The sequence below is a fragment of the Streptomyces sp. SID4985 genome, from assembly GCF_009863025.1.
Classification (GTDB): Bacteria; Actinomycetota; Actinomycetes; order Streptomycetales; family Streptomycetaceae; genus Streptomyces.
In genome coordinates this window covers 16,513-39,599 of the sequence record NZ_WWIR01000391.1, presented here as the reverse complement: position 1 = coordinate 39,599, position 23,087 = coordinate 16,513, and the positions used below count along the sequence as shown (strand labels likewise).

The 23,087-nt window shown below is 73.1% G+C and carries 21 protein-coding genes; 10 read left to right on the top strand and 11 right to left on the bottom strand.

Annotation, left to right across the window (positions count from 1 at the left end):
* Window positions 1-1,302, bottom strand: a 1,302-nt coding sequence (locus tag GTW40_RS16925) for a molybdopterin-dependent oxidoreductase (protein ID WP_343245723.1), incomplete at its 3' end; no start/stop codon positions are given.
* A gap of 184 nt (window positions 1,303-1,486) precedes the next feature.
* Here GTW40_RS16925 and GTW40_RS16920 point away from each other — a divergent pair.
* From GTW40_RS16920 to GTW40_RS16905, 4 genes are all read left to right on the top strand, one after another.
* On the top strand, window positions 1,487-1,918 hold the full coding sequence (locus GTW40_RS16920) for a DoxX family membrane protein (protein ID WP_161181029.1): 432 nt from the start codon (window positions 1,487-1,489) through the stop codon (window positions 1,916-1,918).
* 213 nt (window positions 1,919-2,131) lie between these two features.
* Window positions 2,132-2,812, top strand: a complete 681-nt coding sequence (locus tag GTW40_RS16915; protein ID WP_161181028.1) for an ABC transporter permease — start codon at window positions 2,132-2,134, stop codon at window positions 2,810-2,812.
* Window positions 2,813-2,840: 28 nt separating this feature from the next.
* The gene (locus GTW40_RS16910) at window positions 2,841-3,512 is read left to right on the top strand and encodes an ABC transporter permease (protein ID WP_161181027.1); all 672 of its coding nucleotides are present in this window, start codon (window positions 2,841-2,843) and stop codon (window positions 3,510-3,512) included.
* Window positions 3,509-4,453, top strand: a complete 945-nt coding sequence (locus GTW40_RS16905; RefSeq protein ID WP_161181026.1) for an ABC transporter substrate-binding protein — start codon at window positions 3,509-3,511, stop codon at window positions 4,451-4,453. Before GTW40_RS16910 ends, GTW40_RS16905 begins: the two co-directional genes overlap by 4 nt.
* 25 nt (window positions 4,454-4,478) lie before the next feature.
* Here the strand turns inward: GTW40_RS16905 and GTW40_RS16900 are convergent, their stop codons facing one another.
* The 4 genes from GTW40_RS16900 to GTW40_RS16885 are packed head-to-tail and all read right to left on the bottom strand — an operon-like array spanning window position 4,479 to window position 8,558.
* Window positions 4,479-5,633, bottom strand: coding sequence for a betaine/proline/choline family ABC transporter ATP-binding protein (locus GTW40_RS16900; protein ID WP_161181025.1), 1,155 nt, complete (start codon window positions 5,631-5,633; stop codon window positions 4,479-4,481).
* The gene (locus GTW40_RS16895; protein ID WP_161181024.1) at window positions 5,630-6,331 is read right to left on the bottom strand and encodes a lactate utilization protein C; all 702 of its coding nucleotides are present in this window, start codon (window positions 6,329-6,331) and stop codon (window positions 5,630-5,632) included. The genes GTW40_RS16900 and GTW40_RS16895 overlap by 4 nt, the downstream gene beginning before the upstream one ends.
* A complete protein-coding gene (locus GTW40_RS16890; RefSeq protein ID WP_161181023.1) occupies window positions 6,328-7,806 on the bottom strand; it encodes a LutB/LldF family L-lactate oxidation iron-sulfur protein in 1,479 nt (492 codons plus the stop codon). The genes GTW40_RS16895 and GTW40_RS16890 overlap by 4 nt, the downstream gene beginning before the upstream one ends.
* Window positions 7,803-8,558: a (Fe-S)-binding protein gene (locus GTW40_RS16885; protein WP_161181022.1), complete on the bottom strand. Its 756-nt coding sequence runs from the start codon at window positions 8,556-8,558 to the stop codon at window positions 7,803-7,805. Before GTW40_RS16885 ends, GTW40_RS16890 begins: the two co-directional genes overlap by 4 nt.
* 112 nt (window positions 8,559-8,670) lie before the next feature.
* Here GTW40_RS16885 and GTW40_RS16880 point away from each other — a divergent pair, with 112 nt between their 5' ends.
* Window positions 8,671-9,510, top strand: coding sequence for a pentapeptide repeat-containing protein (locus tag GTW40_RS16880; protein ID WP_161181021.1), 840 nt, complete (start codon window positions 8,671-8,673; stop codon window positions 9,508-9,510).
* On the opposite strand, the gene GTW40_RS16875 is transcribed toward GTW40_RS16880, so the two are convergent.
* Window positions 9,472-11,082, bottom strand: coding sequence for a cytochrome P450 (locus tag GTW40_RS16875; RefSeq protein WP_161181020.1), 1,611 nt, complete (start codon window positions 11,080-11,082; stop codon window positions 9,472-9,474). The genes GTW40_RS16880 and GTW40_RS16875 overlap by 39 nt on opposite strands.
* A gap of 120 nt (window positions 11,083-11,202) precedes the next feature.
* Here GTW40_RS16875 and GTW40_RS16870 point away from each other — a divergent pair, with 120 nt between their 5' ends.
* Together GTW40_RS16870 and GTW40_RS16865 are read left to right on the top strand one after the other, a co-directional pair.
* Window positions 11,203-11,808 (top strand): TetR/AcrR family transcriptional regulator, encoded by a 606-nt coding sequence (locus GTW40_RS16870; RefSeq protein WP_161181019.1) that lies wholly within the window; start codon window positions 11,203-11,205, stop codon window positions 11,806-11,808.
* Window positions 11,809-11,994: 186 nt separating this feature from the next.
* A complete protein-coding gene (locus GTW40_RS16865) occupies window positions 11,995-12,717 on the top strand; it encodes a DUF2470 domain-containing protein (RefSeq protein WP_161181018.1) in 723 nt (240 codons plus the stop codon).
* Here GTW40_RS16865 and GTW40_RS16860 read toward each other — a convergent pair.
* From GTW40_RS16860 to GTW40_RS16845, 4 genes are all read right to left on the bottom strand, one after another.
* On the bottom strand, window positions 12,685-13,953 hold the full coding sequence (locus GTW40_RS16860) for a lactonase family protein (RefSeq protein ID WP_202485999.1): 1,269 nt from the start codon (window positions 13,951-13,953) through the stop codon (window positions 12,685-12,687). The genes GTW40_RS16865 and GTW40_RS16860 overlap by 33 nt on opposite strands.
* 102 nt (window positions 13,954-14,055) lie before the next feature.
* Window positions 14,056-15,300 (bottom strand): aromatic acid exporter family protein, encoded by a 1,245-nt coding sequence (locus GTW40_RS16855; protein ID WP_202485993.1) that lies wholly within the window; start codon window positions 15,298-15,300, stop codon window positions 14,056-14,058.
* Window positions 15,301-15,373: 73 nt separating this feature from the next.
* Window positions 15,374-15,868, bottom strand: a complete 495-nt coding sequence (locus GTW40_RS16850) for an FBP domain-containing protein (RefSeq protein WP_161181017.1) — start codon at window positions 15,866-15,868, stop codon at window positions 15,374-15,376.
* Window positions 15,869-15,973: 105 nt separating this feature from the next.
* On the bottom strand, window positions 15,974-16,618 hold the full coding sequence (locus GTW40_RS16845; RefSeq protein ID WP_161181016.1) for a PAS domain-containing protein: 645 nt from the start codon (window positions 16,616-16,618) through the stop codon (window positions 15,974-15,976).
* A 208-nt stretch (window positions 16,619-16,826) separates the two neighbouring features.
* Here GTW40_RS16845 and GTW40_RS16840 point away from each other — a divergent pair, with 208 nt between their 5' ends.
* Complete coding sequence (locus GTW40_RS16840; protein WP_161181015.1) at window positions 16,827-20,003, top strand: cytochrome P450; 3,177 nt, start codon at window positions 16,827-16,829, stop codon at window positions 20,001-20,003.
* 132 nt (window positions 20,004-20,135) lie between these two features.
* Window positions 20,136-21,425: an ROK family transcriptional regulator gene (locus tag GTW40_RS16835; RefSeq protein ID WP_161181014.1), complete on the top strand. Its 1,290-nt coding sequence runs from the start codon at window positions 20,136-20,138 to the stop codon at window positions 21,423-21,425.
* A gap of 205 nt (window positions 21,426-21,630) precedes the next feature.
* Here the strand turns inward: GTW40_RS16835 and GTW40_RS16830 are convergent, their stop codons facing one another.
* Window positions 21,631-22,671: a PHP domain-containing protein gene (locus GTW40_RS16830; protein WP_161181013.1), complete on the bottom strand. Its 1,041-nt coding sequence runs from the start codon at window positions 22,669-22,671 to the stop codon at window positions 21,631-21,633.
* A 162-nt stretch (window positions 22,672-22,833) separates the two neighbouring features.
* On the opposite strand from GTW40_RS16830, the gene GTW40_RS16825 reads away from it, so the two are divergent.
* Window positions 22,834-23,079, top strand: coding sequence for a hypothetical protein (locus GTW40_RS16825; RefSeq protein ID WP_161181012.1), 246 nt, complete (start codon window positions 22,834-22,836; stop codon window positions 23,077-23,079).
* The last annotated feature ends 8 nt before the right edge of the window (window positions 23,080-23,087 follow it).

Sequence of the window (23,087 nt, the reverse complement as noted above, 5' to 3'; positions counted from 1 at the left end):
GATGCCGCAGGTGCGGTTGCCCTGCACGTTGCTGTGGCCCCGGTTGGGCGCGGCGCCCGCGCCCTCGCGGCCTAGGTTGCCGCGCAGCAGCAGGACGTTGACGATCTCGCGGATGGTGTCGACGGCGTGCTCGTGCTGGTTGACGCCGAGTCCCCAGGTGATGATCGACCGGTCGGCCTCGCGGTAGATCGCGGCGGCCTTGAGGATGTCCTCCTTGGCCACGCCCGACTGGTGGACGATCTCGTCCCAGGAGGTCGCCTCGACCACCCTGCGGTACGCCTCGAACCCCTCCGTGTGGCGCTCCAGGAACTGCCGGTCGATCGCGTGCTCGTCGCTCTCGGCCCGCTCCAGGGTGGCCTTGGCGATACCGCGCATCAGCGCCATGTCGCCCGCGGAGCGCGGCTGGATGTTGAGGTTGCTGGTCGGGGTGGCGTGGAAGGTCGCCATCGCCAGGATCTCGTGCGGGATGATCGTACGGGTGGCGCCCGCCTCCACCTGCGGGTTGATGTGGACGACCTTCTTGCCCTTGCGGTAGAGCTGCGCCAGCGGGGTGAGCATGCGGGGCGCGTTGGACGCGGCGTTGATGCCGACCACGAAGACGGCGTCCGTGGCCTCCCAGTCCTTGAGGTCGACGGTGCCCTTGCCGGTGCCGAGCGAGGCGAGCATCGCGCGGCTGCCTGCCTCCGTGCACATGTTGGCGCAGTCCGGCTGGTTGTTGGTGCCCAGCTCGCGCGCCATGAGCTGGTAGAGGAAGGACGCCTCGTTGCCCAGCCGTCCCGAGGTGTAGTACGCGGCCTGGTCCGGGCTCTCCAGGGCCCGGACGCTGTCGCCGAACAGCTTGAAGGCGTCCGCCCAGCCGATCGGCACGTAATGGTCGGTCTTCGGGTCGTAGACCATCGGCTCGGTCAGCCTGCCCTCGGCCTCCAGGTCGTGGTCGTTCCAGTCGAACAGCGACGTGACGGAGTGGCTCGCGAAGAACTCGCGGGTGACCCGCTTGCGTGTCATCTCCCAGGTGGTGTGCTTGATGCCGTTCTCGCACAGGTCCAGCGCCAGGCCCTTGGTGTCGGGCCACGCGCAGCCCGGACAGTCGAAGCCGCCGCTGTCCTCCTGGTTCATCTTCAGCATCTCGAGCGAGCCCAGCACGACCTCGCGCTCGTCGATCAGGACCTCGGTGACGGCCTTGGCCGCGCCCCAGCCCGCCGCCGGGTGCGTGTACGGCTTCGAGACCGGCGGCCCCTTCGGCACCGGGCCCACCCGTGGCTCCAGCGGCTGGTCGGCGGCCGCCCGCTCCTGCCGTCGGATCTCGGCGTCGTCCTCGAACAGTCCCTGATCGCTCACGACTATCCCCTTCGTGCCGATTACCCCTCATTCGAGGCTATATCTCCACTGGAATCCTCGTCGGGTGAGGGACGCGGGCGGCACCGGGCCCTCCGGCGAAGGGCGCTGCGTAGCATGAACATCCGTACCCCTAGGGAAAGTGAGTGGCATGAACATCCTCGGTAGACTCGGCGGCGCGCTGCTCGGCGGAAGCTTCGCGGTGTTCGGTTCCGGCGCCGTGCGTGAGCCCGCCGGACTGGCCAAGCTCGCCGGTCCGACGCTGGAGCAGATCCGCAAGGTCGTCCCGCTCCCCAAGGACGACGAACTGCTCGTACGCGTCAACGGCGCCGTCCAGGCCGGCGCCGGCGCGGCCCTGGCCATCGGCCTCTTCCCGCGCACCTCCGCCCTCGCGCTGGCCGGATCGCTGATCCCGACCACCTACGCCGGTCACGCCTTCTGGACCGTCGAGGACCCCGCCCAGCGCAAGGCCCAGCGCACCCAGTTCCTGAAGAACGCCGTGATGCTCGGCGGCCTCCTGGTCGTCGCGGGCACGCCCCGCAAGACGGCCGCGCCGTCCGGCACGGGGATCTCGGCCGGCTGAGCACCGGTCACGCGGGGAAGGCCCTGGCAGCGCCCGTAGGAACGGCGCGCTTGTCGGGGCGTCCCCGCCGGGCCGGAGGCGTGGTACGGCGGACCGGAGGCATGGCGCACCGGACCGGAGCCGTGTTGCGGCGGAACCGCTCGGCCGCCGCCACGCCCCCCGTCCGGCCCACTCCGACGCGCCCCCCACCACCCCACCCGCTCCAATGGACAGGTGACCGCGCCCCCCGACGACTGTCTCGCGCGTAACGAGTGGATCTGTGGTGCCTATCTGAGCAGTCGGCGGCAGATTCTGGTCGACGCGGTCGTGCAGCATCTTGAGCTGACGGTGTTGTCCGTGGTGATCGGGCTGGTGATCGCCGTGCCGTTGGCCGTGGTGGCGCGTAGGTGGGGGTGGGCGGCCGGGCCCGTGCTCGCCGTGACGACGGTGCTGTACACGATTCCCTCGCTGGCGATGTTCTCCCTGCTGCTGCCCGTGTACGGACTCTCGGCGACGCTCGTCGTGGCCGGGCTGGTGCTGTACTCGCTGACTCTGCTGGTGCGGAACATCCTGGCCGGGCTGCGGGCCGTGCCGGAGGAGACGCGGGAGGCGGCGCGGGGGCTGGGGTACGGGCCTGTACGGCTGCTGCTGACCGTGGAATTGCCGCTCGCTCTGCCCGCCGCGATGGCCGGGCTGCGGATCGCGACCGTGTCGGCGGTCTCGCTGGTCACGGTGGGGGCGATCGTCGGGTTCGGGGGGCTCGGGAATCTCATCTACTCCGGGATGAACACCTTCTTCAAGGCGCAGGTGCTCACCGCGTCCGTGCTGTGCGTGCTCATCGCCGTCGCGGCCGACCTACTGCTGCTCGGCGTGCAGTGGCTGATCACGCCCTGGGTGCGCAAGGGGCGGGCGTGAGGTCGGCGGGCGGCGGGGAGTGCCCCGCGTGAACACCCTCGCCGCCACCTGGGACTGGCTCGCCGACCCCGCGCACTGGAGCGGCGAGGACGGGGTGTGGCACCGGCTGATCCAGCACCTCGTCCTCACCGTCGTCTGCCTCGTCGTCAGCTGTCTGATCGCGCTGCCCGTCGCGCTCGTCCTCGGTCACATCGGCAAGGGCGGCGCGCTCGCCGTCAACATCTCCAACGTCGGCCGGGCCGTCCCCACCTTCGCGGTCCTGGTGCTGCTCCTGCTGACCCCGGTCGGCAAGTGGGGCGAGGGCCCCACCGTGGTCGCGCTGGTGCTGTTCGCCGTACCGCCGCTGCTCACCAACGCCTACGTCGGGATGCGCGAGGTCGACCGGGGCGTGGTCCAGGCGGCGAAGGGCATGGGGATGACCGGGCGGCAGGTCCTCGTGCGGGCGGAGCTGCCCCTCGCGCTGCCGATGATCCTCAACGGGGTGCGGATCGCCGCCGTGCAGCTCGTCGCCACCGCCACCATCGCCGCGCTCGCGGGCGGCGGCGGGCTCGGCCGGATCATCACCGCGGGATTCAACCTGGCCAGCACCCCGCAGGTGGTCGCGGGGGCCGTGCTCGTGGCCGGGTTCGCGCTGCTCGTGGAGGCCGTGTTCGAGGTCGTGGAGCGGCTGGCGCCCGCCCGGTCCCGGGCCGGGCGATGAGATTCCGTACGGCGGCGGCCGCCACGGTCCTGCTGTGTGCGCTCGCGGGCTGCGCCTCCGGGCCCTCCCTGGAGAACCGCAGCCAGGTCACCGCCTCGCCCGGGGACAGCCACCACCTCACCATCGGCTCGGCGGGCTTCACCGAGAGCGATCTGCTCGCCCAGATGTACGCCCAACTGCTCGACCACGCCGGGTACACGACCTCGATGCTCACCGTCGCCAACCGCGAACTGTACGAACCCGCCCTGGAGTCGGGCCAGATCGACGTCGTGCCCGAGTACGCCGCCACCCTCGCGGACTGGCTCAACGCCAAGAAGCACGGCGCCGACGCGCCCCCGGCCGGATCGCCCGACCTCGACGCCACCATGAAGTCCCTGCGCGCCCTCGCCGCCCCGCGCGGACTCACCGTCCTCCCGCCGGGCCGCGCCGTGGACCAGAACGCCTTCGCCGTACGCGCCTCCTACGCCCGCGAACACCACCTCAAGACCCTCAGCGACCTCGGCGCCTCCGGACTGAAGGTGCGCCTGGCCGCCGGGGACGAGTGTGTGCGGCGCCCATACTGCGCACCCGGGCTGAAGAAGGTGTATGGAATCCACATCACCGGCGTCGATCCCAAGGGTGTCGGCACCACACAGGCCAAGCGCGCGGTGCAGTCCGGCCACGACCAGATGGTGCTGACCACCACCACGGACGCCACCCTGGACTCCTTCGGCCTGGTCCTGCTCGCCGACGACAAGCACCTCCAGAACGCCGACTACATCGTCCCGGTCGTCAACCGCGCCCGCGCGGGCAGCCCCCGCGTCGCCAAGGCTCTGGACCAGCTCAACGACGTCCTCACCACGCAGGACCTCGCCGACATGAACCGGCAGGTGGACAGCTGGCGGCGGCTGCCCGCCGACGTGGCCCGCACCTACCTCAAGGGCAAGGGCCTGCTCAAGTGACCGCCCGCGCCCGCCGGAACACCTCTCACGCATCCGCCACCGAATCGAACCGCACCTGCCCCCGCGCCACCCCCAGCGCGTCCGCGTCCACCGACCGCCGCAGCGCCTCGTGCAGCTTGGCCGGGGTCAGCACGCCCAGGAACCGCGCCCCGTCGAGCACCGCGACCCACCCGGCGTCGTACTGGAGCATCACGCCGAACGCCTGCTTCAGCGGCGCGCCCACCGGCACCCATGCGGTCATCCGGTGGGCGAGGGCGCCGACCGTGCCTCCGGCCGTCAGCTCGTCGATGCCCACCCAGCCGTGCAGATTCCCGTCCGCGTCCAGGACCACCGCCCAGCGCGCCCCCTCGGCACGCAGCCGGGCCAGGGCGCGTTCGGCGGGCTCGTCGGGGCGGGCCACCTGCGGCTGTTCGAGGTCGTCGGGCTCGATCTCGGTGACCGACAGCCGCTTCAGACCCCGGTCGGCGCCGACGAACCCGGCGACGTACGAGGTGGCGGGCGCGCCCAGGACCGTGCCGGGCGTGTCGAACTGCTCGATCCGGCCCTCCCCGTACACCGCGATCCGGTCCCCGAGCCGTACGGCCTCCTCGATGTCGTGGGTGACCAGGAGCACCGTCTTGCGCACCGCGGCCTGCATCCGCAGGAACTCGTCCTGCAACTGCTCGCGCACCACCGGGTCCACCGCGCCGAACGGCTCGTCCATGAGCAGCACCGGCGGATCGGCCGCGAGCGCCCGCGCCACCCCGACCCGCTGCCGCTGGCCGCCGGAGAGCTGCTCCGGGTAGCGGGAGCCGTACGTCTTGGGGTCGAGCCCGACCAGGTCGAGGAGTTCGGCGGCGCGGGCGCGGGCGCGGGCCCGCTTCCAGCCGAGCAGGGTGGGCACGGTCGCGGTGTTGTCGAGGACGGTGCGGTGCGGGAAGAGACCGACCTGCTGGATGACGTAGCCGATACGGCGGCGCAGTCGAACGGGGTCCACGCGGGCGATGTCCTCGCCGCCCACCGTGATCCGCCCCGAGGTGGGCTCGATGAGCCGGTTCACCATCATCATGGTCGTCGTCTTGCCGCAGCCGGACGGGCCGACGAGCGTGACCAGTTCGCCCTCGGCCACCTCGAACGACAGCCCGTCCACGGCCGTCGTACCGTCCGGGTAGCGCTTGGTGACCTGCTCGAACCGGATCATTCCCCCACGCTAGCCGCGCTCCCCTCCGGCCGCCCGGCCCCGCCGACCGAAGGGATGACCCCGGCCAGGACGACCTCCAGTGTGCGCGGCCCGTGCACGCCCTCCACCCGGTCCAGTTCGATGTCGCTGGTGGCCGAGGGGCCGGAGATCCAGGTGGACGGGCGGGTGGGGGAGAGGCGTTCGAGGGCCTGTGGCACGGACGCCACGACCTGTGAGGGGACGCGGACGACGCAGATGTGGTGGTCGGGGATCAGGGTGATCCGGCGACGGCCCTGCCCCGGCCCGCCGTCCAGCACGATCGTGCCGGTCTCCGCGACGGCGACCGCGCAGCCGGTGACCACGCTGTCCACCGTGTCCAGTTCGTGCGGGGTGCTCGCGGCCCGGTCGGCGACACGGGTCGCGTCGGCGGCGGACAGCCACTCCGGCGGCAGCCCGTCCGGCACGAGCACGGACCGGGAGCCCCGCTCGGTCAGCAACCGGCCGATGAGGGACGGCAGTTCGTCCTCCGTGCAGCGGTGCACGACGGCCCGGTAGTCCGCCAGGTTCTCCGCCAGCAGCTCGACGGTCTCCTCGGCGGTGCGCTCGCCGTGCTCGCGCAGATAGGGGCGGGGGATCGCGCGGTCGTAGGGGGTGTCGTCGCGGGGTACGTCCGCCAGCGCGCGGCGCACCCGGCCGAGGACCCGGTCCCTGGAGCTCATCGGGCGTCGTCCTTTCCGCCGCGCGTGCGCAGCCACCAGTCCCGGAAGGGTTCGGCCGGTACGGCCGGCAGATCGCGGGTCGCCGTCCAGGCCAGGCCGGGTCCGGGCAGGGTGCGCGGGCGGAAGCCGCGGGTGCGGGAGGCCAGCCGCTGCCCGGTCCGCAGGACACCGGGCCGGGCCAGTGCCCAGCCCGCCGCGCGCATGGCGGCCCGCTCGGCCGCGTGCCCCTTGGCGGGCTTGAGCAGCACCCGGTTGCCGTCGCGTACCGCCGGGCCGCCCTCGACGACCCGCTCGCGCAGCCGCACCAGCACCTCGGGGATGTCGATGGCGACCGGGCACACCTCGTAGCAGGCCCCGCACAGCGAGGACGCGTACGGCAGGGAGGCGTCGATCTCGCTTGTGGTGCCCCGGAGTTGGGGGCTGAGGACGGCGCCGATGGGGCCGGGGTAGACCGAGCCGTAGGCGTGGCCGCCCGCGCGCTCGTACACCGGGCACACGTTGAGGCAGGCCGAGCAGCGGATGCAGCGCAGCGCCTGGCGGCCCACCTCGTCGGCGAGGGCGTCGGTGCGGCCGTTGTCCAGCAGGACCAGATGGAAGGCGCGCGGGCCGTCGCCGTCGGTGGTGCCGGTCCACATGCTGGTGTACGGGTTCATGCGCTCGGCGGTGGAGGAGCGGGGGAGGAGCTGCAGGAACACCTCCAGGTCGCGCCAGGTCGGGACGACCTTCTCGATGCCCACGACCGAGATCAGCGTCTCGGGCAGGGTCAGGCACATCCGGCCGTTGCCCTCGGACTCCACGACCACGAGGGTGCCGGTCTCCGCGACCATGAAGTTGGCGCCGGAGATGCCCACCTTGGCCCGCAGGAACTTCTCCCGCAGATGGAGCCGGGCCGCCTCCGCCAGCTCGGCGGGGTCGTCGGACAGGCCCTCGGGCGCGGAACGGCCCCAACTCGCCATCCTCGTGCGGAAGATGTCGCGGATCTCGCCCCGGTTGCGATGGATGGCCGGGACCAGGATGTGCGAGGGGCGGTCCTCGCCCAACTGCACGATCAGTTCGGCCAGGTCGGTCTCGTAGGCGCGGATGCCCGCAGCCTCCAGCGCCTCGTTGAGCTCGATCTCCTGCGTGGCCATCGACTTGACCTTCACGACCTCCGACTCGCCTGTGGCGCGCACGAGTTCGGTGACGATCCGGTTGGCCTCGGCCGCGTCCGCCGCCCAGTGGACGGAGCCGCCCGCCGCCGTGACCGTCTCCTCCAACTGCTCCAGATACCGGTCGAGATGGGCCAGCGTGTGGTCCTTGATCCGCTTGCCCGCCTCGCGCAGCTCCGCCCAGTCGGACACCTCCGCGACGGCTCTGGCCCGCTTGGCGCGGATGGTGTGGGTGGCGTGGCGCAGATTTCCGCGCAGGGTGCGGTTGTTGAGCGCTTCCCGTGCCGCCTCCGGGAAGGCGGGCATTCCGATGGGCGTCGCGTTCATACGGCCGGGTCCTCCTCCGTGCTCGCCAGGATCTCCGCGATGTGCACCGGCCGCAGCTCCGAACCCGACCGGCTCAGCGTGCCGCCGAGGTGCATCAGACAGGAGTTGTCGGCCGCGCACAGCACCTCGGCGCCGGTCGACTCGGCGTTGCGCACCTTGTCCGCGCCCATCGCCGCCGACACGTCCGCGTTCTTCACCGAGAAGGTGCCGCCGAACCCGCAGCACTCGTCGGCGCCCGGCAGCTCGATCAACTCCAGCCCCTTGACGGCCTGGAGAAGCCTGCGCGGCCGGTCGCCGAGGCCGAGGGAGCGCAGGCCGTGACAGGTGGGGTGGTAGGTGACGGTGTGCGGGTACCAGGCGCCCACGTCGGTCACCCCCAGCACGTCCACCAGGAACTCGGTCAGCTCGTACGTCTTCGGGATCACCGGGGCCAGCGTGGCCGTAAGACCGTCGCCGCGCCCCTCGGCGCTCGCCCGTTCACCCAGGCGTGGATACAGCTCGCGGACCATCGCCGCGCAGGAGCCGGAGGGGGTCACGATCGCGTCGTACTCCCCGAAGACCTCGGCGTAGTGCCGGGCCAGCGGCTCCGTCTCGTGCCGGTAGCCGGTGTTGTAGTGCGCCTGGCCGCAACAGGTCTGCGCCATGGGGAAGTCCACGTCGACACCCAGTCTGGCCAGCAGCCGCACCACGGCACGGCCGGTGTCCGGATAGAGCGTGTCGTTGACACAGGTCAGGAACAGGGCGACACGCATCGCGGCTCCTCGGGGCTCGGCTCCCACTCGGCAGGCGGACATCCGCAGCCTAGCCCGGCAGCGCCCCCGAAAAACAGAAGCCCGCAGGTCAGAGGTCGCTAGGCTGGCCTCCATGCCCGATCGCGAACGTATGAGCGACCGTTCCGCCCTGCGCGCCGACTGCACGCGCTGCTTCGCCCTGTGCTGTGTCGCGCTGCCGTTCGCCGCCTCCTCCGGCTTCGCCCTGGACAAGCCCGCCGGGAAGCCCTGCCCCAACCTGCGCGGCGACCACCGCTGCGGCATCCACACCGGCCTGCGCGAGCGGGGCTTCACCGGCTGCACGGTCTACGACTGCTTCGGCGCGGGCCAGCGGGTCTCCCAGGTCACCTTCGGCGGCCGGGACTGGCGCGGGGGCGAACGGGCCGGGGCCCGGCTGATGTTCGACGTGTTCCCCGTGGTCCGCCGTCTGCACGAACTGCTCTGGTACCTCGCCGAGGCACTGGAACTGGACGCCGCCCGGCCGTTCCACCCCGAGCTGCGGCAAGCACGGGAGCGGACCGAGGAGTTGGCCGGGCGGGAGGCCGAGGAGCTGGTCGCGCTGGACCTCGACGCCCACTGGCACGAGGTGGCCCAACTCCTGCTTCAGGTCAGCGAGTCGGCCCGGCGCGGGGTCGGCCGGAAGAAGGGCAGGGACCGCCGGGGTGCCGATCTGGTCGGCGCCCGTCTCAAGGACGCCGATCTGCGCGGGGTCAGTCTGCGCGGTGCCTGTCTGATAGCGGCCGACCTCACCGGCGCCGATCTCCGGGGCGCGGACCTGATAGGCGCCGACCTGCGTGACGCCGATCTCACCGACGCCGACCTCACCGGCGCCCTCTTCGTCACCCAGCCGCAGGTCAACGCGGCCAAGGGCGGCCCGGGTACGCGGCTGCCGGGGTCACTGGTCCGCCCGGTGCACTGGGCAACCGCCGACTGAACCGGCCCCGGACGGGGCGGACTTGGACCCGGAACCCGCCCCCGACGCGGCGGACCCGGAGTCGGAACCCGCCCCCTCCGCACGTCCCGCCGAGACGCCCGCCGCGACCGGCCCCCGCCGCTCCAGCCCCAGCCGCAGCCCCTCCGGCATCAGCGTCAGCCGCTCGGTGACCTCCAGCCGGTAGCCGGGGTCGGCCCGCAGCTCGTAGCGGCGCAGCAGCAGGCCGAGCACGAGTGTCGCCTCGTGCAGCGCGAACTGGCGGCCGATGCAGGCCCGCGCGCCGGTGCCGAACGGCTTGAAGGTGTGCGGCGCCCGGCCGCGTACCGCCTTGGCGTCGAAGCGGTCCGGGTCGAAGCGCCCGGCGTCCTCGCCCCACACCTCGGGGTCGCGGTGCAGCAGCGGCAGCAGGACCAGCGCCCACGCGCCCCGGCGCATCGGGTGCTCCCCGGCGAGCACGGTGTCCCGCGTGGCCTCCCGGGCGTAGGCGGGCGCGGTCGGCCACAGCCGGAGCGACTCGTCCAGGACCCGGCGCATGTACCGCAGCTTGGCGACCTGGTCGTAGCCCGGCTCCGGTGTGTCGCCCCAGACGCGGTCCACCTCGGCGCGGGCGCGGGCGGCGATCTCCGGGTGCCGGGCGAGGTAGTACAGGGCGAAGGAGAGCGCGCCGGAGGTCGTCTCGTGGCCCGCGACCAGGAAGGTGATGACCTGCTTGCGGACGTTCTCCGCCGAGAGCCGTTCCCCGGTGACGGGGTGGGCGGTCTCCAGCATCCGGTCGAGGAGGTCACCGGTGCCACCGCCGGAGCCGCCACTGCCACCGCCGCCGGAGCCGCGCCGCGCGGCCACCAGCGCGTCCACCGTGCGGTTGAGGTGGGCGATGTCGGCCGCGTTGCGCCGGGCGGCGGTGCGCAGCAGCAGCGGGGCCAGCGGTCCTGGCACGCTGTTCAGGCGCTGGGCGTAGGTGAGGGTGCCGATCATCGCCCGGACGAAGGGGTGCGGCCGGTCCCGCTCGAAGGAGCCGAAGTCGTGCCCGAAGCCGGTGCGCGCGATGGTCTCCAGGGTCAGCTTGGTCATGTCCCCGGGCACGTCCACGGTGCGCCCGGCCGCCAGCTCGCCGTCCCAGTGCGCGGTCAGCCGCGCGGCGACCGACAGCATCATCCCGTGGTAGGTCTCCATCGCCTCGCGGCTGAAGCCGGGGGCCAGGACGTCGTGCGCGAGCTGCCAGTTGGACTCGTGGTTGTACGCCGTGAACAGGCCGTCCCCGACGACCGGCCGCAGATTGGCGACCCCGAGGCCGACGTGCTTGGCGAAGCGCGACTCGTCAGCGAGATCGGCGGCGAGCTTCGCGCCCCACACGAACACGAACTCCCTGCCGAACGCCCGCCGCCGGAAGATCGGTCCCAGCTCCCGCCCGAAGCGCATCGAGTCCTGGAGCGGGCGGCGCCGGTCCACGCCCACCACGTCACCGACCAGCGGCAGCCGGCGTGAAGGGTGCGGGATGCGGCCCAGCTCCGGCCAGCCGTGCTCGGCGCTGCGGAAACCCTTCGGCAGCCCGCTCTCCGTCGTCTCCGCCATGGCGTGATCTCCCTTGATCCAGCGGACGGTTGTGCCTGCGATCCGTGCGTGTTGTACGCGAGTTCAATAGCCGGTTCAGTCTGGTCCGCTTGTTGAACCGGCGTCAAGTAAGGTGGCCGCATGGCCGCGAACGAGGGGGAACGCGCCCGGCGCAGACTCAGCACCGAGGAGCGCCGCGAGCAGTTGCTCTCGGTCGGCGCCCGGCTGTTCTCCGAGAGCCCCTACGACGACGTGTGGATCGAGCGCGTCGCCGAGATCGCCGGGGTCTCGCGCGGGCTGCTCTACCACTACTTCCCGAACAAGCGGGACTTCTTCGCGGCGGTCGTCGAGCGCGAGAGCGAGCGGATGCTGCGCATGACCGCGCCCGTGCCCGGGGTTCCGGTACGCGAGCAGCTCGCCGCCGGTCTGGACACCTATCTGACCTACGTCGAGACCCACGCCCACGGCTTCCGCGCCTTCCATCGCGCCGACGCGGCCGGTGACCAGGCCGTACGCCGGGTCTATCAGCGGGCCCTCGCCGCCCAGGAGCGGCAGATCCTCGCCGCGCTCGCCGCCGACCCGGAGTTCGGGCCCGGCTTCGAGGAGGCGGCGCCCGCCCGGCTCGCGGTGCGCGGCTGGCTGGCGTTCACCACCGCCGTCTGCCTGGAGTGGCTGCGCGAGGGCACCCCGGACCGCGACGAGGTCCGCGAGCTGTGCGCGCGGGCGCTGCTGGGCGTCATCTCGTAGCCCCCGCGGTCATTCCGTAGCACCCGCGGCCAGTTCGCAGTCCCCGCACGGCCGCCGAAGTCCTGTGGGACGGCGGCCCGTTGGCGTTTCCCCGGGAACTCTCTCGTCACCCGTTCGGCGCGGCGTGGTTGGCGCGCGCCCGGATCTTCGATAAGTTAGGCAAGGCTTACCTAAGGAGGACTCGGGATGGGTGACACGCAGGACTGGGCGGCCGGACCCGGAGCGGCGGAGCGGGCGAGGTCGGTCCTCGCGGCCGCGTGGTCGTGCGCGGTGACCGCCGAGGGCGCCCGGGAGGAGTACGTCGGCGCGCACTCCGTGACCGAGGACGGCGGGGTGCTCCTCGACGTGCCCGAGGACAGCGCCCTGCACACGGCGGCCCTCTGTGCGCCGCGCGGTGAGCCCAGCGCCGTACTGGAGTTCGCCGACGTGGCCCCGGTGCCGGTGCGCCAGCGCATCCGGGCCCGGCTCTGGATCGCCGGCTGGCTCTCGCAGGGCAGCGGTGCGCTGCACTTCCGGCCCACCCGCGTGGTCCTCCGGCTGCCCTCCGGCGCCCAGGTCGTCGGCCTGGAGGAGTTCGCCGCCGCCCGGCCCGACCCGCTGGCCCTCGCCGAGGCCCAGTTGCTCACCCATCTGGCCGACTCCCACCCGGACGCGGTGGAGCGGCTGACCCGCCTGGTGCGGCCCGAGAGCCTGCACGCCGCGACCCGGGTCGCCCCCGTCGCCGTGGACCGGCACGGACTCACCCTGCGCATCGAGCGCAGCCGCGCCCACGGCGACGTACGCCTGGCGTTCCACACGCCCGCCGACGACGTCTCGCAGCTCACCGAGCGGATGCACGCCCTGCTCACCCAGGCGGCCGCCGCCTGCCCGCGCGCCCTACAGCGGCACCGCGCAGACGGCGACGGGTGACGCGAACGGCTCGCCCGCGAGCCGCAGTTCCCCGCCGTCCACGTGGAACACGCCGACCGTGCCGGAGCGCTGGTTCGCCGCGAACAGCAGGCGGCCGTCCGGGGACAGCGCGATCTGGCGCGGGAAGTCCCCCTCCACCGGCACGGTGCCGAGCAGTCGCAGCCGGGCGCCGTCGGCCTCGACGGCGTACCGGGCGATGCTGTTGTCACCCCGGTTGGCGAGGAACGCGTGCGCGCCGTCGGCGCTCACCACGAACTGGGCCGGATAGTTGGTCACCCCGGCCCGTGAGCCGGTGGGCTGCGGGTCGCCGATCGTCAGACGGCCGCTCTCGAGGTCGTACGCGCAGACGGCCACCGTGTCGTCCACCTCGTTGGCCAGATAGGCGTACCGGCCGCCCGGGTGGAAGGTCAGATGGCGCGGCCCCGCGCCGGGCCGGGCCGCCGCCCGGGACACCTCGGCGAGCGTGCCGTGCGTGGTGTCGAGGCGGTACGTGTAGACCGTGTCGGTGCCGAGATCGACCGCGAGGACGTGCTTCCCGTCCGGGGCGGTGAGGAACTGGTGCGCGTGCGGGCCCTGTTGACCCGGACCCGGGGGCGGGGCCGAGTGGGTGACCAGCGCGGTGCGCTCACCGGGGGCGCCCGAGGCGTCCAGCGGGTGCACGGCGACGCTGCCCGAGCCGTAGTTCGCGCTCAGCAGCCAGCGTCCGCCCGGATGCACCGACACATGGCAGGGGGCCGAACCGCCCGTGCTCCGGCTGCCGAGAACCGTGCCGTCCGCGAGCCGTACGGCGGTCACCGCGCCGTCCTCGCGCTCGTCCACCGCGTACAGCGTGCGGCCGTCCGGGTGCACGGCCAGATACGACGGGTCGGGGACCTCCGCCAGGACGCCCGCACCGGTGACCGTGCCGGTCGCCGGGTCGTACGACGCCCTGCCGATGCCCTTGCCGCCGTTCTCGCCCGAGGTGTAGGTGCCGAGGTAGAGGGGGCGGGGGCCGGTGGCGGCGGGGTGTGTTGGGCGGCTCTCCGGGGCCGGATTCCCGGCGCCTGCCGGAGTGCCGTCCGGCGGAGTGCCGTGCGGTGGCGTGCCGTCCGCGCGGGGCTCCGGCGGAGGTGCCGGGGAGGGCACCGCCACCACGGCCGCCGCGCCTGCCAGGGCGCCGACGAACCGGCGCCTGTTCCAGCCGCCGCGTGGCCGTGGGCCCGCGTTCCTGTACCCGGCGTCGTCCCTGCCGTACATCCGTGCCCTCAGCCGCCCCTCGGTCCGCTCAGCCCCGTACGTCACGGCCACCTTGGCGCGGCGCGACCCGGGAAAGCAAGGCGGGCCGGCCGGGCGGAGGCATCAGCGCCCGGCTCCCGTGCGATTGCGCCACAAGTCCTCCTGGACGCCGAGCCGTTCGCGCAGGCGGTTCATCCGGGGCAGCCGCGCCCGCTGCTGCCGGGACACCCGGTCCAGCTCTTCCAGGAGGCGGCGGCTGCGGTGCTCGGTGTCCATCTCGTCGATGATGCGGCTCACCTCGGCAAGCACCGCGCCCATCAGCTGCCAGTTGGCCCAGTCCGAGCCGATCTCCCGCTTGATCTGTTCCGCGAGCCGGTCGCGGGTGGCGGCCGCCGTGTGCAGCTCGGCCGTGAGCCGGGCCTCCGCCGACTCGGCGTTCGCGCTGAGGTCGGTGGTGACCAGCACCGCGAAGCTCACCACCGCGTCCGCGATCTCGGACAGCACCTGCTGCACGGTCGCCCCGATCGGCGGCGGGAACAGCTCCCGGCCGCCCCGCGCCTTCGCCAGGTCGGTGAAGGAGCGGGCCATCACGCGCAGGACGACGGTGCAGATCTCCAGAGTGTCCAGGCCGGTGCGCAGCACCACCCGGTGCAGGAGCCCCTCCTTGACGCGCGGGTTGAGCCGCAGACTGTCCTCGGCCTGCCTGAGCGAGGCGTCCACCTCGACGATCTCGTGGTCCATGCGGCGGGCCTCGTGCAGCCGCTCGGCCGCCTGCTGCCAGGGGACGGCGCCCGCGGCCTCCTCACCCATCCGGAGCATCAACTGCCGTACCCGGCGGGCCAGACCGTCGATCGAGCGGCCCGCCTCGTCCACCCACACCGGCGGCGGCAGCAGCAGATTGCAGGCCATGCCCGTGATGGCGCCGATCAGCGTCTCCACGATCCGCGCCCACGCCGTGAAGCCGACGGTGGTGACCCCGAGCACCAGCATGGCGCTGATCGCCACCTCGACCACGTACTCGTGCACGCGCACCAGGTGGCCCACCGTCAGCGCGGACACGATCAGCAGGGCCAGACTCCACCAGGTCAGCCCGACGAGCAGGCTGAAGATGATGGCGACCACGACCCCCGCGACCACCGCGTTCACCCGGCGGATGCCGTTGGTGAGCGTCGCGTAGAACGTGACCTGGACGACCAGCAGCGCGGTCAGGGGCGAGGTCAGCGGGGCGGGCTCGGGGCTGAGCCGGAGCGCGATGACGTAGGCGATCGTCGCCGCGAAGGCCGACCGCAGCGTCTGCACGACCACCGGTTCGCGGCGGCGCGCGATCAGGCGCCGCAGCTCGGCTGTCCACTTCCGTACGTCTGGCATCCCTTGCCCTGTTCCCGTTCCGGGCGGGCGGTGAACGGGGCCGAAAGAGGACCGTTCGTGTGACGTAGGTGACTCACGTACACAGCTTGTCCACGAACGCCGCCAGGTTGGCGTTGGCCCGGTCGATCTGCTCCTGGACGGTGAGGCTCTCCTCGAAGCGGGTGCCGGAGTCGGGCACCTTCCGGCCGCGCACGTACAGGGAACACGCCAGGTCCGCGCACATGTACACGCCGATCGAGTTGCCCTCGCGCCCGGCCGCGCCCGCCTTGCGGGCCGTCATCAGGGAGACCCCGCCGCCGCGATGGGTCGTCAGGCACACCGAGCACATGCTGCGGTGCAGGAAGCCGTGGCGCGCGGGCGGGAAGCGCAGGGCCACCCCGGTGAGGCCGCCCGCCCGCTCCACCACCAGATAGCTGCGGTCGGGCGCCCCGGGATCGCGCCAGCCGAGGAAGTCGAGGTCGTCCCAGGGGCGTTCGGCCAGATCGCGCGGGACCGTCAGCCGTTTGGCCTCGCCCTTGGAGCAGTTGACGAACGAGGCGCGGATGTCCTGCTCGGTGAGCGGTCGCATGAGGGGTCCTTCGGGTGCGGCTCGGGGAACCTAGGGGGTCTAGGTGCAGGGTGAGCATATGTAGGGAGTGGGGGAGGGGCCAACGGTTTTCGTGGGCACCGAGCCCTACTCCGCACCCGCTCCCCGCGCCTCCGGCGGCCACACCCCCGGCACCAGCACCCCCAGCGCGTAGGCGCGGGCGATCAGCTCCGTGCGGTTGGCCGCGTTCCAGCGGGCCGACAGGCGGCGCAGATGGTAGGCGACGCCGTCCCGGCTGAGGGCCAGCTCGCGGGCGGCGCGGTCCGTCGTGGCGCCCCCGGCCAGCAGGGCGAGCACCCGGCCCTCGGTCTCCGTGACCCGCGCGGGCTCCGGGCCCCGCCTGGCGCCCCGCTCCCCGCGCACCCGCAGCATGACGAGGAGCGCCGGGGTCGCGTCCACACTGTCGCTCACCGGGTCCGCCGTCAGCTCGCCGAACCGCTCCGCGCCGCCCGGTGTGCTCCAGCTCACCGCGACCTCGTACCGTGAGCGGTGCCGCAGCCGCAGCGCCTCGGCGATCCGCTCCACCTGACCGGCCTCGCGGGGCCGGAACACGCTCAGCACGTCCCGGCCGCGCAGCTGCCCCGGGGTCGTACCGCACTCGGCCGCCATCGCCGGGTTCGCCAGCATCACCGTGCCGTACACATCGCAGACGGCGACGGGTAGCGGCACCCGGTCGAAGAGGGTGAGGGCGCGGTTGCGCCACACCACGCCGTCCGTCCGCCCCAGGTCCATCCGGTGCCTCCCGCTGTGCAAAGCCAGTCCCATCCAAGACGAAAGCACAGGTCAGCGGCAACTTACGGGCCTCAGAAGCGCACTTCGCGCAAGTCCTTCCGATGACTTTCGGCTACACGATCATGTAGTGCCCTGGCGCGGGTCCGGGCCGCCGGGAGGCCAGTCTGGAACGCAGGACTCCCGCCCCGCGAAAGGCAGTTGCCGCGCCATGCCCCCCACCGCACCGCTTCCCGAGCCCACCGACCCCGGCGTCCCCGTCGTGGACATCACCGCCACCGGTCCCGGCCGCACCCCCATCCAGCAGGTCATGGGCCTGATGCGCGAGCACGGCCCGGCGCTGGTGCGCCGGCTGCACGGGCGGGACGCGCTGTTCGTCGCCGACGCCGACCTCGTCGCCGAGCTGGCCGACGAGGACCGGTTCGCCAAGCACATCGGGCCCGCGCTGGAGAACGTGCGCGCCTTCGCCGCGGACGGCCTGTTCACCGCCTACAACGACGAGCCGAACTGGGCCAAGGCCCACGACATCCTCATGCCCGCCTTCGCGCTCGGCTCCATGCGCGCCTACCACCCGGTGATGCTCAAGGTCGCCCGTCGGCTGATCGAGTCCTGGGACCGCTCCGCCGGTGCCGGCCGCCCGGTGAACGTCCCGGACGACATGACCCGGATGACGCTCGACACCATCGGCCTGGCTGGGTTCGACTACGACTTCGGCTCCTTCGACCGGGACGAGCCGCACCCCTTCGTCGAGGCGATGGTGCGCTGCCTGGAGTGGAGCATGACCCGCCTCGCCCGTGTCCCGGGCGGCGACTACGCGGCGGTCGACGCGGCCTTCAAGGCGGACGCCGACTACCTCGCGGGCGTCGTCGACGAGGTGATCGCCGCCCGCACCGGCACCGACCAGAGCGACGCCCAGGACCTCCTCGGCCTGATGCTCACCGCGCGGCACCCCGCCGACGGCACCACACTCGACACCGCGAACATCCGCAACCAGGTCATCACCTTCCTGATCGCCGGACACGAGACCACCTCCGGCGCGATGTCCTTCGCCCTCTACTACCTGGCCAAGCACCCCACCGCGCTCCGGCTCGTCCAGCGCGAGGCCGACGCCCTGTGGGGCGACACCGCCGACCCCGAGCCGACGTACGACGAGGTCGGCTGGCTCACCTACACCCGCCAGGTGCTCAACGAGGCGCTGCGGCTGTGGCCCACCGCCGCCGCCTTCAGCCGCGAGGCCCGCGAGGACACCCTGCTCGGCGGCCGCATACCGCTGCGCGCCGGGCAGGCCGTCAGCGTGCTCGTGCCGATGCTGCACCGGCAGGACGTGTGGGGCGACAACCCCGAGCTGTTCGACCCCGAGCGGTTCACCGCCGAGGCCGAGGCGGCCCGCCCGGTGCACGCCTTCAAGCCCTTCGGTACCGGCGAACGCGCCTGCATCGGACGGCAGTTCGCGCTGCACGAGGCCACCATGCTGCTCGCCATGCTGGTCCACCGCTACCGGCTGCACGACCACGCCGACTACACGCTCGACATCAAGGAGACGCTGACCCTCAAGCCCGAGGGCTTCACGCTCGCCCTGACCCCGCGCACCCCCGCCGACCGCGCCCACGCGCAGCTCCCCGGTGCCGCCCCGGCCGCGGCCGCCCAGGACAGCGCCACCGACACCCTCCCGGCCCGCGTCCGCCCCGGTACCGCCGCGCTGTTCCTGCACGGCAGCAACTACGGCACCTGCCGCGAGTTCGCCGCCCAGCTCGCGGACGAGGCCGCCGCCGTCGGCTGTGCCACCGAGGTCGCCCCGCTGGACGCCTACGCCGACGGCCTGCCCACCGACCGGCCCGTCGTCATCACCGCCGCCTCCTACAACGGCCGCCCCACCGACGACGCCACCGCCTTCCACGCCTGGCTCGACGGCGAGCACGACCTGACCGGCGTCACCTACGCCGTCCTCGGCGTCGGCGACCGCAACTGGGCCGCCACCTACCAGCACGTCCCCACCCGGATCGACACCCGCCTGGCCGAACTCGGCGCCACCCGCCTCACCGAGCGCGCCGCCGCCGACGCCTCCGGCGACCTCACCGGCACCGTCCGCGACTTCACCGCGGGCCTGCGCACCGCCCTGCTCCAGGAGTACGGCGACCCCGACGCCATCGGCTCCGCCACCACCGACGAGCCCGAGGCCGCCTACGAGGTCCGCGCCCTGACCGGCGGTCCCCTCGACGCCGCCGCCGAACGCCACGGCCTGGTCCCGATGACCGTCACCGAGGCCCACGACCTCACCGCGCCCGGCCACCCGCGCGTCAAGCGGTTCCTGCGCGTCGCTCTCCCCGAGGGCGTCACCTACCGCACCGCCGACCATCTGACCGTGCTGCCCGCGAACGACCCGGACCTCGTGGACCGCGCCGTCGCCGCCCTCGGCGTCGACCCCGGGGCGATCCTCGACATCCGCGCCACCCGCCCGCGCCGCGACGGCCTCGCCATCGACCGGCCGGTGACGGTACGCGAACTCCTCACCCAACACGTCGAGTTGCAGGAGAAGCCGAACCGCCGCCAGCTCGACCTGCTCGCCGGGGCCAACCCCTGCCCGCCCGAGCGCGCCGCCCTCGCCGCCCTGCCCGGCGACGACCCGCGCACGCTGCTGGAGATCATCGAGGACCACCCCGCCCTGCGCGGCGCCCTCGGCTGGCCCCTGCTGCTCGACCTGCTGACCCCGCTGCGGCCGCGCCACTACTCCGTCTCCTCCTCCCCGGCGGCCGACCCGCACCACGCCGACCTCATGGTCTCCGTGCTCGACGCCCCCGCCCGCTCGGGCAACGGCCGCTACCGGGGAACCGGTTCGAACCACCTGGCCTCCCTCAAGCCCGGCGACACGGTGTACGCCCGCGTCCAGCCCTGCCGCGAGGTGTTCCGCATCGACGGCTCGGCCCCGGTCGTGATGATCGGTGCCGGAACCGGCCTCGCCCCCTTCCGGGGAGCGGTGGCGGACCGTGCGGCCGCCCGCGCCCAGGGCGCCGAACTGCCCGCCGCGTTCCTCTACTTCGGCTGCGACGCCCCCGACGCCGACTACCTCCACGCCGACGAACTGCGCGCCGCCGAGGCCGCCGGAGCCGTCTCGCTGCGCCCCGCCTTCAGCGCGGCCCCCGAGAACGGCGCCCTCTTCGTCCAGCACCGCATCGCGGCCGAGGCGGACGAGGTCTGGGACCTGCTGAACTCCGGGGCCCGGGTGTACGTCTGCGGCGACGGCTCCCGGATGGCCCCCGGTGTACGGGAGGCCTTCCGTACCCTGTACCGGGAGCGCGTTCCCGGTGCCGAGGAGGCCGACGCCGTCCGCTGGCTCGACTCCCTTGTGGCGGACGGGCGTTACGTCGAGGACGTGTACGCCGCCGGGTGATCCCGGGCCCCTCGTGCGGTGACTCATGGCTCCACGCCTTAGCTCACAGCATGAGATAAGGGCGCCCCGACATCGTGCCCGGCCTGCCAGGAGAGGTATGTTGCAGGTCGGGCACGGTTCGGAAGGGGCCACATGGCGGGGCGGAACGGGCGCACGGTACGCGATCTGAGGCGGGGCAACCGCACGGCCGTGCTCCAACGGCTGTACTTCGACGGGCCGTTGAGCCGCTTCGAGCTCGGCCCGGCCACCGGACTCAGTTCCGGCTCGGTGAGCAACGTGGTCGCCGACCTCGTCGCGGACGGCCTGGTCGAGGAGGCGGGCAGCGTCGACTCCGACGGCGGCCGCCCGCGCACCCTCCTCCGCGTCGCCCCGCACAGCGGCCAGATGATCGGCGTCGACGTGGGCGAGACCCGCGTCCGCGTCGAGCTGTTCGACCTCGCCCTCACCGAACTCGCCCGCGTGGAACACCCGTTGGCTCCGCAGAGCTACGACGTCGATGTGATCGTCGGCCACATCCGCGACGGCATCGCCGAGGTCCTCGCCTCCGAGGCGGCCGTACCCGCCCGGCTGCTCGGCGTCGGGGTCGGCGTCCCCGGCATCATCGAGCACACCGCCGACCGGGGAGCCGTGGTGCACGGTCAGACCATCGGCTGGGACGGTGTCCCGCTGGAGCGGCTGCTCCGCGCGACCTCCCAACTCCCGGACGACGTCCCGTACTTCATCGACAACGGCGCCAAGACGCTCGGCCAGGCCGAGATGTGGTTCGGTGCGGGACGCGGCGCGCGCAACGCCCTGGTCGTCCTCTTCGGCTCCGGCGTCGGCGCCTGCCTGGTCGCCCCCGACGTGGAGCAGGGGCGGGCCGTGGAGTGGGGGCATCTGACCGTACGGGTGCGCGGGCGCCGGTGCCGGTGCGGGGCGCCGGGGTGTCTGGAGGCGTACGCGGGCGCCGAGTCGCTGCTCGCCCGCTGGCGCGAGGAAGGCGGACGGCCGCCGGAGAACACCGACGAGGAGACCGCGCTCACAGCGATGCTTGCCGCCGCCTACCCGGCCGACGGCGCCGAGCCCGACCCGGTGGCCCTCGCGGTACTGGAGGAGACCGCCGAGTACCTGGGCGCCGGGCTCTCCGACCTGATCAACCTCTTCCAGCCCGAGCGCATCCTGATCGGCGGCTGGGCCGGACTCCAGCTCGGCACCCGCTTCCTGCCCGCCGTACGCCGCCACGCGGCCACCTACGCGCTGCGCCACCCCGCCGACCGGGTGACCATCGAGCTCGGCCGTCTCGGGCCGGACGCGGTGACCGTGGGCGCGGCGATCCTGCCGCTGGCCGACTTCTTCGCGCGCGGCGGCCGCCGGGCCGAGCCCGCTCCCGGGGACCGGCTGCCCGCCTGGCACACGGCACTGGAGGAGCGGTCGCCACGCTGAACGCGCGGAAAACGACCGCAAACCGAGGCAAAGGGCGGTAAAAGCCTGAAAAAAGAGGAGCCCCGGCCGTGACGGGGGGACGCACGGCCGGGGCGGGGTGGGACACGGTCGGTCGGTCGACCGCGTCCCACACCTCCTACAACGGTTCACGCCGCCCGGTCGTTCCTGCGGGAGCGGTGACCCGTGTCACGTCCATGAGCGCAGGTCAGCGCATTGCCACCCGCTCGGGAACCCGGTTTTCGCGGGTCCAGCCCAGCAACTCGTCGGCCGTCCAGGTCGTCACCACCCGCTCCGGCGGCACCTCGCACGCCTCGGCGCGGGCGCAGCCCAGGATCTGCCAGTCCAGCTGGCCGGGCGCGTGCGCGTCGGTGTCGATCGAGAACAGCGTGCCCGCCGCCACCGCCTCCCGCAGCAGCCGCCTGGGCGGGTCGAGTCGCTCGGGGCGGCTGTTGATCTCCACGGCGGTGCCCGACTCGGCGCAGGCGGCGAACACCTCGGCCGCGTCGAACGTGGACTCGGGCCGCTTCTTCCCGGCGAGCAGACGGCCGGTGCAGTGGCCGAGGATGTCGGCGTGCGGGTTCCGCACGGCCTTCACCATCCGGCGGGTCATCGCGCGGGCGTCCATCCGCAGCTTGGAGTGCACCGAGACCACCACCACGTCGAGCCGGTCGAGCAGCTCGGGCTCCTGGTCCAGCGAGCCGTCGTCCAGGATGTCGCACTCGATGCCGGTGAGCAGCTGGAACGGCGCCCAGCGGGCGTTCAGCTCGTCGATCACGTCCAGCTGCTCGCGCAGCCGCTCCGGGGACAGCCCGCGGGCCACGGTGAGCCTGGGGGAGTGGTCGGTGAGCGCGGTCCACTCGTGGCCGAGCGCGGCCGCCGCCAGGCCCATCTCCTCGATGGTGCTGCCGCCGTCCGACCAGTCCGAGTGGGTGTGGCAGTCGCCGCGCAGCAGCGCCCGCAGCCCCTCGCCCGCGCCGTCGGTGAGCGGCGCCCCGGCCTCCTCCTCAAGGGCGCTCAGATAGCCGGGCACCTCACCGGCCAGCGCCTCCCGCACCACCTGCGCGGTCTTCGGGCCGATGCCCTTCAGTGACTCCAGCGATCCGGCCGACGCCCGCTGGGCGACCTCCTTCTCGGGCAGCGCCGAGAGGACCCGGGAGGCGGTGCGGAAGGCCTTCACCCGGTAGGTGGGCGCCAGCGAGCGCTCCAGGAGGAAGGCGATCCGGTCCAGGGCCGCGACGGGCTTCATGGGTCACCTCCGGCTTCGGGCACTCCGGGCGGTCGGCGGGCAGTTCTCGGCCCACGGGGACCTCCAGCGTTCCCCAGCCCCGCGCCCGGCGCACGGCGGGCGCCGCCGGTCCGGCTCAGCTGGACGAGTCGTCCAGGTCCGTGGCGATTTAGGCTCTAGAGCATGACCGAACAATCAGCTCCGTACATGTCGAAGCCGCGGATCATGGTGCTCGGTGTGTGTCCGGGCAAGCCGGGACGGCCGCCCTTCCGGATCATGGAGATCGACGGGGAGGTGATCGGCGAGGTCACGTCCATCACCGAGGTACTGGAGGTCGCCGCCGCCCGGGGGATCGTCATCCACGACCTGGACGATCCGGACGCGATCCGCTGGGTCGGCGGCGACAAGTTCACCTGGAGGCCGCGCTGAGCCCGGGG